Origin of the sequence: Actinomadura monticuli (assembly GCF_041463655.1) — a bacterium.
Taxonomy (GTDB): domain Bacteria; phylum Actinomycetota; class Actinomycetes; order Streptosporangiales; family Streptosporangiaceae; genus Spirillospora; species Spirillospora monticuli.
The window spans coordinates 476,309-488,330 of the sequence record NZ_JAXCEI010000002.1 but is presented as its reverse complement, the minus strand read 5'-3'; the positions used below and the strand labels follow the sequence as shown (position 1 = coordinate 488,330).

The following is a 12,022-nucleotide window of genomic DNA, read 5'->3' as shown; positions in this document are numbered from 1 at the left end:
GCGGGCCTCACCCCGTGGCGGTGTCGCCCTCGTCGCGGGGCAGGGCGCCGGGAAGCTGCCTGCGGGAGCTGATCCCGAGCTTGGTGAAGATCTTGCGGAGGTGCCACTCGACGGTGCGCGGGCTCAGGAAGAGCCGGGCCCCGACCTCCGGGTTGGACAGGCCGTCCCGGACGAGCAGCGCGATCTGCTTCTCCTGCGGGGTCAGCTCGTCGCTCGCCGAGGTCTCGTTCCCGCGCTTGCGGACGGTCTCGCCGGTGGCGAGGAGCTCGCGCCTGGCCCGCTCGGCGAACGCCTCCATCCCGATCGCCGTGAACATGCCGTAGGCGGTGCGCAGGTGGGTGCGGGCGTCCACGCGGCGGCGGTCCCGGCGCAGCCACTCGCCGTACAGCAGGTGGGCGCGCGCCAGTTCGGGGCGCAGCAGCGTGCGGCCCAGCCGCTCGATCGCCTCCCGGTAGAGGGCGCCCGCGTCCGCGTCGTCGTCGCTCAGCAGCGCCCGGCAGCGGGTGAGGATCCCCTGGGCCCAGTCGGTGTCGCACGGTTCGGCGGCGTCCGCCAGCTCGTCGAGCGCCCTGCGCGCCGCGGTGTCGTCGCCGACGCGCGCCGCCGCCTCGACGAGCTCGGTCAGCACCCACTGGCCGGTGCACACGTCGGCGGTCCGGACGCAGTCCCGCGCCGCGGCCAGCGCCTCCTCGTACCGGGACAGGCCGTTGCCGAGCACCGCGCCCGCCCAGTGCGCGACCGCCGCGCCGTTCAGCTGGCCGTCCGCGCTGGTCCACGCGATGCTGTCGGCGATCAGCGCCGACGCCTCGGCCTCCCTGCCGCGCAGCGCCGTGAGGTGGAGCCTGGTGTGCTGCGCGATGGGCATGCCCGTCGCGGCGGCGACGGCCTCGGACTCGGCGACGAAGCCCGCCGCGTCCGCGAACTCGCCGGTGAGCAGGCTCGCGATCCCCAGCGAGGACAGGTACATGGGCAGCTCGGTCAGGGCGCCGGCCGCGCGCACCACCTCGGCGGCGCGGGCATAACCGGCGATCATGGCGCGGTCGTCCCAGAGGTAGGGGCTCACGGCGCAGGCCGTCCAGCCCCATTTCAGGATGTCCTCCGGCGGGCACTCCGCCAGCGCCGCCTGCGCCTCCCGCAGCTTGGGGATCGCGGCGCGCCGGCCGCCGGTGACGGCCAGGGCGTAGCCGTCGAGGACGAGATCGAGGGCGCGCGGGCTCCGGTCCGGGGCCGGGAGCGTTCCCATGGCCTGCGAGATCGCCCGCAGGCCGTCCCGGTCGCCGGCGGCGAACGTCGCGCCGGCCCAGGCGAGGAGGTAGGTCTCCCGCGCCAGGTCCGCGTCGAACGGCTCCAGCCGCCGCGCGGCCGCCAGCAGCATCGGCGGCGCCTCGTCGTTGAAGCCCGCCGCGAACGTGAGGCGGCCGCGGACGAGCTGGGCCCGTACCCGCTGGAACTCGCTCCGGGCGCTCCGATCGGCGGTGGCGACGAGCCTGCGCGCGGCGTCGAGATCGCCGGCCCGGAGGCTGGCGTCGGCGGCCGACAGGGCGCGCTCGGCGCGCTTCGACGCGTCGGCGGTCAGCGTCGCGGACCGCTGCAGGAACGCCGCCGCGGCGGCGAGCCCGCCGCGCCCCTGCGCCCGGTCGGCGGACCTCTCCAGTTCGGCGGCGACGTCCTCGTCGGGCCCGGTCGCCGCGGACGCGAGGTGCCAGGCGCGGCGGTCCGGATCGGTCCGCGCGTCGGTGGCCTCCGCCAGCGCCAGATGGGCGGCCCGGCGGTCCTTCTCGGCCGCCGACCCGTACACGGCGGAGCGCACGAGCGGATGCCGGAAGATCACCCGCACGTCGAACGCCAGCAGCCCGTCCGTCCCGCTCGCCAGCGCGGCCGCCGAGGCGATGCCGAGGCGTTCGGCGGCCCGCCGCACCAGGGTGGGGTCGCCGGTCGGCTCGGCCGCGGCGACCAGCAGCAGCAGCCGGGTCTGCTCGGGCAGCTCCTCGATCCGGGTCAGGAAGCTGCGCTCGATCCGTCCCGGCAGCGCGGCGGCGGCGTGCGGCAGGCCGAACCCGCCGGCGAGCTGGGTCACGCTCAGCCCGCTCGACAGCTCCAGCAGGGCGAGCGGGTTGCCGCCGGTCTCGGCCACGAGCCGGTCGCGGACGTGCCGGTCGAGCCGGGTGCGCGCCACCGACTCCAGCAGCGCGTGGGCGTCCTCGGCGCGCAGCCCGGCGACCTCCAGCTCCGGCAGCCCGAGCAGCTCCCGGGCCCGTTCCCGGGAGCTGAACACGAGGCCGACCGACTCGGCCAGCAGCCGGCGGGCGACGAAGCCGAGGACCTGCGCCGAGGCCCGGTCCATCCAATGCGCGTCGTCGACCGCGCACAGCAGGGGGGCCTCCTCGGACGCCTCCGACAGGAGGCTCAGCACCGCCAGCCCGACCAGGAAGCGCTCCGGCGGGGGCCCCGCCCGCGTCCCGAACACCGTCTCCAGCGCGTCGCGCTGCGGCGCGGGCAGGCCGCCCAGCCCGTCCAGCAGCGGCGCGCACAGCTGGTGCAGGGCGGCGAACGGCAGCTCCATCTCGGACTCGACCCCGGCCGCGCGCAGCACCCGCATGCCCGCCGCCGCGTGCTCGGCGTAGTCCAGCAGCGCCGACTTCCCGACGCCGGCGGGGCCGTGCATCAGCAGCACGCGGCTCTGCCCGGTGCGGACGGCCTCGACCATCTCGTCGAGGAGGGCGCACTCCTGCCCCCGTCCGAGCAGCCCGACCTTCTCGCCGTGCCCCGTGCCGTGCGTCGTCTGGTCCACTGCCCCCGCCTCGACTGCGGTCACCGCCGTTAGGCCCGGTCAATTATGTCCGAATCATCCTTGGGCTGGGAGGTACGGCGGCGTCGGCCCGGGGTGCGGCAGGGCCTGGCCGCCGGCACGCCCGCGTCCCGGCGGAACGCGCGGGAAAGTGCCGCTGCCCGGCCCGCCGTGCGGTCCAGGCGGTGCCGAATAAAGGCGCAATAAAATTCGCGGGGACCCGCCGGGATGGCGCGGCGCTCTCCCGCGCGGTGCGGCCGTCATCGGTCGTCGCGGGCTCGATCGGGAGTCGACGGGCCGTGGGACGTCACCGTCCCCGCGCCGGAAGCCCCGCCGCCCGTGAGTTCGCAGGTCGCGGACGTGCGGGCGGGCGGTGACGGCAGCATCCGACCAAGGGCGGGGCCGCGCGTGGGCAAAGCGTGACATTTAACCGCAAATGCCTGAAATGCCACCGTCGCAGTGCCGCCGTTCCCGATCCCCCTCGGGGCGCCCCCCGCCCTGGCCGGGAACGGCCGCGGAAGGGCTCCTCCGATGCGACGCCTGCTGCTGTTCCTGCTACCGGCCGTCCTGGCCGCGGCGCTGGTCGCCGCCCTGGACGCGCCGGCGTCCGCGACCCCGCCCAACATCCCGTCCGCCGCCACGGCCGCGAGCCGCCTCGCCACCCTCACCGTCGCCGCCGAATCGCACCAGAGCACCTACGACCGCGACCTGTTCCCGCACTGGATCACGATCTCCGGGGCGTGCAACACCCGCGAGACCGTGCTCAAGCGGGACGGCACGAACGTCGTCACCGACTCCTCCTGCGCCGCGACGTCCGGCAGCTGGTACTCGCCCTACGACGGCGCCACCTGGACGGCCGCGTCCGACCTGGACATCGACCACATGGTCCCGCTGGCCGAGGCGTGGTCGTCCGGCGCCTGGGCCTGGACGACGTCCCGCCGCCAGACCTACGCCAACGACCTCGGCGGCCCCGAGCTGTGGGCCGTCACCGACAACGTCAACCAGTCCAAGAGCGACAAGGACCCCGCCGAGTGGCAGCCGCCGCGGAGCGCGTTCCGCTGCACCTACGCCCGCGCCTGGATCCAGGTGAAGTACTACTACGGCCTCACCGTCGACGCTGCCGAGAAGAGCGCCCTCACCTCGATGCTCAACACCTGCTGACCCGCCCCGGCCCGCCGCCCGGCTTGGACGGGCGGCGGGCTGTCCCGGAGCGGGTCGGCTTAGCGCCGCCGGGTGATCCGCGCCGCCGGTCCGGCGGGGATTTACGCATCTCGCGTCCGCTCCGCCGGCCTGCCTCCGGGGCGGCGGCGGAGCCGGCCCCACGGCTTGGCGACGGCGAGGACGGTGGCGAACGTCAGGGTCGTCAGGGAGACCGCCGGCGGGAAGAACAGGTTCGAGATGAAGGCCGGTTCGGGGGTGTCGGCGGTGAAGGCGCGTCCGTACTCGTTCACCTCGTCCATGCCCGGCTGGAGGGCCACCAGGATGAGGGTGCACAGGATCAGGTTGAGGACGAGCTTGACCGCCACCCACCAGTAGCGCACCAGGCCCCAGCGGGTGCCGAGGCCCAGGATCACGCCTGTGACCAGGCAGATCAGCGCGGACGTCAGCATGGGCCACACGACGAAGGTCGCGAGCGCCCGGTAGGCGAGGCCCCGGACGTCGTCGCTGGTGCCGAACCGGCCGGTCAGGACGAGGACGGCCACGATGACGTCGATCCCGATCCAGGCGCCCGCGGACACGATGTGGACGATCAGCGTCGTTCTGCGCCAGTTCCGGCCGAGCCGGAAGCGGCCGTCCGTGCGGGCTCGGATGCGGTCCTGCTCCTGTGTCGCCATGTCTCCGGGTCCTTTCTGGACGTCGTCCTTCTGGACACGACGATGCTGGGCGGGTGCGGGGCGTGTCGTCGGGTGCGCGGCGGCATCGCCCGTACGACGGGCGGCGCAGGGAGGGGGCGGCCCGTACCACGGCCGGCGTATTAGAGAACCTCTCTAGAGAATGTCTCTGGAAATCGGTAGGGTGCCCGGCATGGGCGAGGCGTTGCGAGTGGCCGTCACCGGCGGGAACCGGGGCGTGGGACGGGCGGTGGCGGCCGAGGCCGCCCGGCGCGGGCACCGGGTGGTGATCGTGGCGCGGCGGCCGGACGCGGGGGCGGCCGCCGCCCGCGAGGTCGGCGCGGAGCTGGTGGTGGGCGACCTGTCGTCCGTCCGGGCGGTGCGCGAGCTGGCCGGCGGGCTGGCCGACGTCGACGTGCTCGTCCACAACGCGGGGCTCTGGCCCAGCCGCCGGGAGCTGAACGAGGACGGGTTCGAGCAGGCGTTCTTCACCAACCACCTCGCGCCGTTCCTGCTGAACCGCCTGCTGGAGGACCGGCTGCGCAGGGTGGTGCAGGTCAGCGCGGCCCTCTACGTCACGGGCAAGGTCGACCCCGACCGGACGCCCACGGGCGAGGACTTCCACCTCGTCAACACCTATGCCGGCACCAAGCTGGCGAACCTGATGATGGTCCCGCTGTTCGCCGAGCGGTGGAAGGACGCCGGGGTGACGATCGACGCGGTGCATCCCGGCGTGCTGCGGACGGACCTCGGCTCCCGTCCCGGCGTCCGCGGTCTCGTGCTGCGGACGATGAAGTGGGCGTTGAAGCCCGTCCGGATGAGCGGCCCGCCCGTCGCGGACCTGATCACCGCCGAGGGGACGGGCCGGTACTTCCAGGTGCGCAAGGAGAAGCCGCTCAAGCCGAAGGCGCTGGACGGGCCGCTGGCGGCCAGGCTCTGGGCCGACGCCGAGAAAGTCCTCGATGTCCCCTAAGCGCCAGGGCACTAAGCACCAGGGCACGGACGAGACCGTCGCGCGGATCCTGGCCGAGGCGCTCCGGGTGCACGCCGAGCGCGGGCACGAGGGGTTCACGATGAGGGCCGTCATCGCGGCCACCGGGATGAGCAGCGGCAGCCTGTACCACCATTTCGGCTCGTTCGACGGCCTCGCCGCCGCCCTCTACGCGCGGTGCATGGCCGAGCTGCTCGACGCCCTGCTGGAGGTGCTGGACGACGGTGCCGATCCGCGGCCGGGCATCGAGGCGGCGGCGCGCGCGTACCTGCGGTTCACGCGCGAGCGCGGCGACGCCGCCCGGTTCGTCCACGCCTCGGCGTACGCGGCGTTCCTCCCGGAGCACGCGGCCGTCATCGCCGCGTCGAAGGCGCCGCGCATGGAGCGCCTCATCGCGTGGGTGGCGCCGCACGTCGCGGCCGGGCGCGTCGCGCGGCTGTCGCCCGCGATGATGGAGATGCTCCTGGTCGGGCCGCTCGCCGAGACCGCGCGGCGCTGGCTGTCCGACCCGGCGTCGGCCGACCTGGACGAGGCCGCCGCCGTCCTGCCGGGCCGGATCTGGCGCTCGCTCCAGCCCTGAACGGGCGCCGCCGCCCCCGCCGCGGGCGGCGGGGGCGGCGGCGCGGCGGGGGCGGAGCCGGGTCAGTACAGGCCCCACAGCTCGTAGCTGGCCCAGGGCGCGGAGCTGCCCTTGCAGTCGTAGGACTGCCAGCCCGAGTTCACGCCGGCCTGGCCGGCCGCGGCGCAGCTCGAGTACCAGTAGAAGGTCTGGCCGGTGTTGTGCCATGAGGCGGTGAGCGCCGGGCCGGTGGTGTCGGCGAACGCCGGGGCGGCGGTGGCGCCGACCGTGAGCGCCGAACCGGCGACCGCGATGGCGACGGCGGCTTTCCTGATCTTCATGAGCCCTCCCGTGTGACTCTCAGTGACCGAACAGCAACAGAATGCGTTCGGCCTGGTCAGGGCGGTATCCGGGAAACCACGTACCTTCGCCGCGCGCCGGCGGCGGGGCGCTGCGTACGCCGCCGGCGGCGCTACCGGGTCTCGGCGCGGCGCCACATCTCCAGGTAGGTTTCGGCGCCGTTCGCCAGGTCGTCGATGATCTCGGGCCCGCTGATGTCGCGCATGTCGGCGATCCAGTCGGGGACGAGCCCGTAGTTCGCGACGCCGTCGGTGTTGACGTCCCAGGTGCGCTGCCCGGTGCTCTGCCGGTCGAGCACGACCCCGTTGACCGGGGACGTGAACGGGTACCGCAGCGGGTTCGCGGAGTTGCCCGCGCGCGGCGGCGGCAGCGCGCCCATGCCGTTGGCGTCCAACCCGTAGCCGTAGCCGAACGCGTAGCGGGGGTCGCGGTACTGCTTGTTGCGCCGCCATTCCGCGACGAACCGGTCGGAGGCGTTGCCGTAGCCGGCGACCATTCCGCCGAGCCCGTAGATGCGCCGGACGTAATGCTCGTCGGTCCAGCTGTGGGACGAGATGACCCCCGAATAGCCCGCGTTCTCCAGGACGTCCAGGGTCGCGGCGGCGGCCTTGGCGCTCACGTGGTCGATCTCGACGATCATGTGCCGATCCATCATTCCCTGGAGCATGTGATGCCCGAGGTCCGTCAGGCCGAGGATGTTGCAGTGCGGCGCCTTCGGATAGAGCGGCAGCGTGATGCCCGCCTTTCCGAGCCGCAGCAGCAACGCCGCGACCTCGTCGTCGACGGTGCCCGCGGACGCGAGCGTGTTGTCGTGCGCGGCTCCGGTGCACGTCTCGGCCTGCCAGAAGCGGCCGGTGCCGAGGAAGTTGCCGGTGTTGACCAGGGCGCCGGTCGTCCCGCCGTCGAAGCGGACGCCGCACAGCGCGTTGTCGAACTTGTGGCACAGGAACATCGAGGAGACGCCGAGGCGCTTCACCTCGTCCAGGCCCTTGTCGATGTCCGCGCGCGTGCACTGCGGGACGCCGCCGATGACTTGGCACCCGAACGGCTCCGACGTCTCGATGCCCAGCACGACGGCGAGTTTTCCGTCCTGGACGACCCGCCGGGCCTCGGCCGAATCGCGCACGATGCGGAACCAGCCCTTGCCGGGTCCGCCGTTCTTCTCGTCGATGTAGGACTCCATTTCGCGCATGCGCTGCGCCTGGAGCCGGATGACGCCCATCTCGTCGCAGGCGTTGCGCTTGAGCGGATACACCTCGCAGAGTTGCCGGTTGGCGACCAGGTGGTTGACAAGGACGCGCTGCCCGGCGCGCCAGGAGCGTTCCAGCCAGGTGTAGTAGACCTGCTGGTGGGTGCGGGAGTTCCAGGCGGGCCAGTCCTTGAACGCCGGCCATCCGTTCGGGTCGTGCGTCCCGAACGGGGTGCCGTTACGCATGAAGTTCTCGAACCAGGCGAACGCGCCGTTCCCGGCGTGGTCGGGGCAGTCGCGCAGCGCCTCCTGGATGCCGCGCGGGTCGAAGGGCTTGCCGCAGAGCACCTGCCCGCCGAACGCCTCGTAGGACATCAGGTGGCTGTGGGCGTCGACGTAGCCGCGCACCCCGTCGTCGGCGTGCGCGGCGGGCGCGGCCGGGACGGCGAGCAGCAGGGCGGCGAGGAGGACGAGGACGGCGGGGACGTGGAGGGGACGTCGCAAGGGCATGGGGGCACCTCGACCGGGGTGGGGGTCCACGACTTCTCCATCGAGTGAAACACCGATCAGGACAAAAGTGAACAACCCTCACATTGACCCGGTACGGGGGTACCGGTCAGCGGGACGGGAATGGCCCGATCGGCCCCGCCGCGCCCATCATGGAGGGTTATGAGCGAGCTGACGATCCCGGGTGTGCTGGCGCGTGCCGCGAAGGACTTTCCGGACGCGGAGGCGGTCGTGGACGGCGACGTCCGCGTCACCTACGCGGAGTTGCGCGATCAGGTCCGCGAGGCCACGGCCGCGTTCATCGGCGCGGGCGTCGCATCCGGCGACCGCGTCGCGATCTGGGCGCCGAACGGCCTGCGCTGGATCGTCACCGTGCTCGGCGCCATGGGCGCGGGCGCCACGCTCGTCCCGCTGAACACGCGGTACAAGGGCGAGGAGGCCCGGTGGCCGCTCACCAAGGCCCAGGTCAAGATCCTCTTCGTGGAGGACGGGTTCCTCGGCATCGACTACCCCGGGATGCTCGGCCTGGACGAGTCGGGCGCCGTCCCGGGGCTGCCCGGACTCCAGGCCATCGTCACGTTCAACGGCCCCGCGCGTCCGGGCGTCACCGACTGGGACGGGTTCACCGCCGGGGCGGTGCCTGCGGCGGGGGCCGACGCGCGGGCGGCGGCCGTCCGGCCGGACGACATCGCCGACATCCTGTTCACGTCCGGGACGACCGGCCGGCCCAAGGGCGTCGTGGTCACCCACGAGCAGAACATCCGCACCTACGCGGCGTGGACGGGCCGGACCGGCCTGAAGGCCGGCGACCGCTACCTCATCGTCAACCCGATGTTCCACACGTTCGGCTACAAGGCGGGCGTGCTGGCGTGCGTGCTGAAGGGCGCCGCGATGGTGCTCCAGCGCACGTTCGACGTCCCGGAGACGCTGCGGCTGATCGAGCGGGAGAAGATCACCGTGCTGCCGGGGCCGCCCACGATCTACACCTCGCTGCTGGACGCGCCGGGCCGCGACGAGCGGGACCTCTCCTCCCTCCGGCTCGCCGTGACGGGCGCGGGGGACGTGCCCGTCGCGCTGGTGCGGCGCATCAAGGAGGAGCTGTTCCCGCAGGTCGTCACCGCGTACGGGCTGACCGAGTCGTCCGGGACGGTGACCGCGTGCTCGGTCGACGACGATGACGAGACCATCTCGACCACCTCCGGGCGCGCCATCGCCGACGTCGAAGTGAAGATCGTCGACGAGAAGGGCGAGCCGGTTCCGGCGGGCACGGACGGCGAGATCCTCGTCCGCGGCTACAACGTCATGAAGGGCTACCTGGACGACCCGGAGGCGACGGCCGAGGCGATCCGCGACGGCTGGCTCGACACCGGCGACCGGGGCCGCCTCGACGAGCGCGGCAACCTCGCCATCACCGGGCGGACCAAGGAGATGTTCGTCGTCGGCGGGTTCAACGTGTACCCGGCCGAGGTCGAGGACGCCCTCGCCCGCCACGACGCGGTCGCCGAGTCGGGCGTCATCGGCGTCCCGGACCAGCGGATGGGCGAGGTCGGGCGCGCCTACGTCCGGCTCCGCCCCGGCCGGGAGGCCACGGCGGACGAGCTGATCGCGCACTGCCGGGAGCGGCTCGCGAACTTCAAGGTCCCCCGGGAGGTCGTCTTCGTGGACGACCTCCCGAAGACCGCGTCCGGCAAGGTCCGCCGCGTGGAGCTCAGAGAGCGCTGACGACGCGGGCCCGGTGCTCGGCCACCGTGCCCCAGGCCGAGTACAGGGCGCGCGCCTTGCGGATCCACAGCGACGGGTCGTACTCGTCGGTGTAGCCGATCGCGCCGTGCACCTGGAGGGCGGTCTTGGCCAGCCCGTAGGACGCCTCCGACGCGGCGGCCTTCGCGGCGGACACGTCCCGCGCGAAGTCCGGCGTCCCGTACGACAGCGCCGCCCCGTACACGAGCGGGCGCGCGAACTCCAGCTCGACCATCGCGCTCGCCAGATGGTGCTTGATCGCCTGGTACTCGCCGATCGGGCGCCCGAACTGCTGCCGTGTCTTGGCGTACTCCACGGACACGTCCAGCAGCGCCCGGCCGAGCCCGATCTGCTGCGCCGCGCACAGCAGCGCGCCGAAGTCGGTGAACCCGGCCCCGCCCTCGGCGCGGAACAGCCGTCGCGCCGGGTCGAGCGACGCGAGCGCCTCCCCGGGCCGCCGCTCGACGCCGTCGAGGGTCAGCACGAGGTCGGCGACGTCGGCGTCCAGCGCGTGCGGGACGGCCAGCGACACGATCGCCTCGCCCTCCGCGATCCGCGGCAGCCACGGCGACTCGCCGAGCAGCTCGGCCGCCGCGAGGGTCTCCACGTACGGGCCGGGAACGGCGGCGCGCCCCAGCTCCTCGGCCGCGACGGCCAGCTCGACCGGCAGCAGCCCGGCGCCGCCGAACTCCTCCGGCACCGCGACCGCGAACACCCCGGCCTCCGCGACCGCCGCCCACAGCGCCCGCCCCGGCCCGGCGTCCCCGGCCGCCCACGCCCGCGCGATCTTCGCCGGGCCCGCGTCGGCGAGCAGCTTGCGCAGCGTCTCGCCGAACATCCGCTGCTCGGCATCGAGTACGAACCTCATCGTGATCCCCTCGGCAGGCCGAGCAGCCGCTCGGCGATCACATTGCGCTGGATCTCGTTGGTGCCCGCGTAGATCGGCCCGGCCAGCGAGAACACGTAGTTCTCCAGCCACTCCGAGGCCAGCTCTCCGTCCGGGCCGAGCAGGTCGAGCGCCGTCTCGTGCAGCGCGACGTCCAGCTCCGACCAGAAGACCTTGTTCAGGCTGGACTCGGCGCCGATGTCGTCCTCCCGCGAGACCGTCTCGAAGCCCTTGAGCCGGTAGGCGCGCGACCTGATCCACACGTCCGCGACCCGGTCGCGCAGCGCCGTGTCGGACGGGTCGGCGCGCTCCTTCCACAGCTCGACGAGCCGCTCGGCCGCCGCCGTGAACCGCCCCGGGCTGCGCAGCGTCAGCCCGCGCTCGTTGCCGGCCGTCGCCATCGCGACCCGCCAGCCCTCGCCCGGCGCGCCGATGACGTCCTCGTCCGGGACGAACACCTTGTCGAGGAACAGCTCGGCGAACGCGGGCTTGCCGTCCAGCCGCCCGATCGGGCGCACGGTCACGCCCTCGGCGTCCAGCGGGAACATCAGGTACGTGAGCCCCTTGTGCCGGGACGACCCGGGGTCGGAGCGGAACAGCCCGAAACCCCGGTCGGCGAACGCGGCGCGCGAGCTCCACGTCTTCTGCCCGTCCAGCAGCCAGCCGCCGTCGGTGCGCGTGGCGGTCGAGCGCAGCGCCGCGAGGTCGCTGCCCGCGCCCGGCTCCGACCACGCCTGCGCCCAGATCACCTCGCCGGCCGCCATCGGCGGCAGGATCCGCGCGAGCTGCTCCGGCGTCCCGTGCTTCAGCAGCGTCGGCGCCAGCAGGTTGATCCCGTTCTGGCTGACCCGGCCGGGCGCGCCCGCCGCGTAGTACTCCTCCTCGAAGATCAGCCACTGCAGCACCGAGACGCCGCGGCCGCCGTACTCCGCGGGCCACGACACCACCCCGAGCCGCGCCGCGCCGAGCGTCCGCTCCCACTCCCGGTGGGCCGCGAACCCCTCCTCGGTCTCCAGTGAGGGCAGCGGCTCCGCCGGGACGTGCGCGCGCAGCCACTCCCGCACCTCGGCGCGGAACGCCTCGTCCGCCGTCCCGAACTCAAGATCCATTGAGAACCTCTTTCTAACAACTGTTTGGTAGAGTAACCCCCCGCCGGCACCCCCGCCGCCG

At 73.6% G+C, this 12,022-nt stretch carries 10 protein-coding genes; 4 read left to right on the top strand and 6 right to left on the bottom strand.

What is annotated here, in order from left to right; all coding sequences use genetic code 11:
• Positions 1–7: 7 nt before the first annotated feature.
• Positions 8–2,791: an ATP-binding protein gene (locus SM611_RS05750; protein WP_371947792.1), complete on the bottom strand. Its 2,784-nt coding sequence runs from the start codon at positions 2,789–2,791 to the stop codon at positions 8–10.
• Positions 2,792–3,319: 528 nt separating this feature from the next.
• Between SM611_RS05750 and SM611_RS05745 the strand changes: the two genes are divergently transcribed.
• The gene (locus tag SM611_RS05745) at positions 3,320–3,949 is read left to right on the top strand and encodes an HNH endonuclease family protein (protein WP_371947791.1); all 630 of its coding nucleotides are present in this window, start codon (positions 3,320–3,322) and stop codon (positions 3,947–3,949) included.
• Between the two features lie 101 nt (positions 3,950–4,050).
• Here the strand turns inward: SM611_RS05745 and SM611_RS05740 are convergent, their stop codons facing one another.
• Positions 4,051–4,623, bottom strand: coding sequence for a hypothetical protein (locus SM611_RS05740; RefSeq protein ID WP_371947790.1), 573 nt, complete (start codon positions 4,621–4,623; stop codon positions 4,051–4,053).
• 190 nt (positions 4,624–4,813) lie between these two features.
• Between SM611_RS05740 and SM611_RS05735 the strand changes: the two genes are divergently transcribed.
• Positions 4,814–5,593, top strand: a complete 780-nt coding sequence (locus tag SM611_RS05735; RefSeq protein WP_371947789.1) for an SDR family NAD(P)-dependent oxidoreductase — start codon at positions 4,814–4,816, stop codon at positions 5,591–5,593.
• Positions 5,583–6,191, top strand: a complete 609-nt coding sequence (locus SM611_RS05730; protein ID WP_371947787.1) for a TetR/AcrR family transcriptional regulator — start codon at positions 5,583–5,585, stop codon at positions 6,189–6,191. The genes SM611_RS05735 and SM611_RS05730 overlap by 11 nt, the downstream gene beginning before the upstream one ends.
• Before the next feature lie 62 nt (positions 6,192–6,253).
• Here the strand turns inward: SM611_RS05730 and SM611_RS05725 are convergent, their stop codons facing one another.
• The gene (locus SM611_RS05725; RefSeq protein WP_371947786.1) at positions 6,254–6,511 is read right to left on the bottom strand and encodes a hypothetical protein; all 258 of its coding nucleotides are present in this window, start codon (positions 6,509–6,511) and stop codon (positions 6,254–6,256) included.
• Between the two features lie 131 nt (positions 6,512–6,642).
• Entirely contained in the window at positions 6,643–8,229 is a 1,587-nt protein-coding gene (locus tag SM611_RS05720) for a Coagulation factor 5/8 type domain-containing protein (protein WP_371947785.1), read from the bottom strand.
• Between the two features lie 159 nt (positions 8,230–8,388).
• Here SM611_RS05720 and SM611_RS05715 point away from each other — a divergent pair, with 159 nt between their 5' ends.
• On the top strand, positions 8,389–9,948 hold the full coding sequence (locus SM611_RS05715; protein ID WP_371947784.1) for a FadD3 family acyl-CoA ligase: 1,560 nt from the start codon (positions 8,389–8,391) through the stop codon (positions 9,946–9,948).
• Here the strand turns inward: SM611_RS05715 and SM611_RS05710 are convergent.
• Both SM611_RS05710 and SM611_RS05705 read right to left on the bottom strand, forming a co-directional pair.
• On the bottom strand, positions 9,935–10,834 hold the full coding sequence (locus tag SM611_RS05710) for an acyl-CoA dehydrogenase family protein (RefSeq protein WP_371947783.1): 900 nt from the start codon (positions 10,832–10,834) through the stop codon (positions 9,935–9,937). The genes SM611_RS05715 and SM611_RS05710 overlap by 14 nt on opposite strands.
• Entirely contained in the window at positions 10,831–11,961 is a 1,131-nt protein-coding gene (locus SM611_RS05705; protein ID WP_371947782.1) for an acyl-CoA dehydrogenase family protein, read from the bottom strand. The genes SM611_RS05710 and SM611_RS05705 overlap by 4 nt, the downstream gene beginning before the upstream one ends.
• Positions 11,962–12,022 lie beyond the last annotated feature (61 nt).

What these genes read in the sequence shown, in the direction of transcription:
- SM611_RS05745 (WP_371947791.1), top strand. Translation starts at nt 3,320, where the DNA reads ATGCGACGCCTGCTGCTGTTCCTGCTACCGGCCGTCCTGGCCGCGGCG.
- SM611_RS05740 (WP_371947790.1), bottom strand. Translation starts at nt 4,623, where the DNA reads ATGGCGACACAGGAGCAGGACCGCATCCGAGCCCGCACGGACGGCCGC.
- SM611_RS05735 (WP_371947789.1), top strand. Translation starts at nt 4,814, where the DNA reads ATGGGCGAGGCGTTGCGAGTGGCCGTCACCGGCGGGAACCGGGGCGTG.
- SM611_RS05730 (WP_371947787.1), top strand. Translation starts at nt 5,583, where the DNA reads ATGTCCCCTAAGCGCCAGGGCACTAAGCACCAGGGCACGGACGAGACC.
- SM611_RS05725 (WP_371947786.1), bottom strand. Translation starts at nt 6,511, where the DNA reads ATGAAGATCAGGAAAGCCGCCGTCGCCATCGCGGTCGCCGGTTCGGCG.
- SM611_RS05720 (WP_371947785.1), bottom strand. Translation starts at nt 8,229, where the DNA reads ATGCCCTTGCGACGTCCCCTCCACGTCCCCGCCGTCCTCGTCCTCCTC.
- SM611_RS05715 (WP_371947784.1), top strand. Translation starts at nt 8,389, where the DNA reads ATGAGCGAGCTGACGATCCCGGGTGTGCTGGCGCGTGCCGCGAAGGAC.
- SM611_RS05710 (WP_371947783.1), bottom strand. Translation starts at nt 10,834, where the DNA reads ATGAGGTTCGTACTCGATGCCGAGCAGCGGATGTTCGGCGAGACGCTG.
- SM611_RS05705 (WP_371947782.1), bottom strand. Translation starts at nt 11,961, where the DNA reads ATGGATCTTGAGTTCGGGACGGCGGACGAGGCGTTCCGCGCCGAGGTG.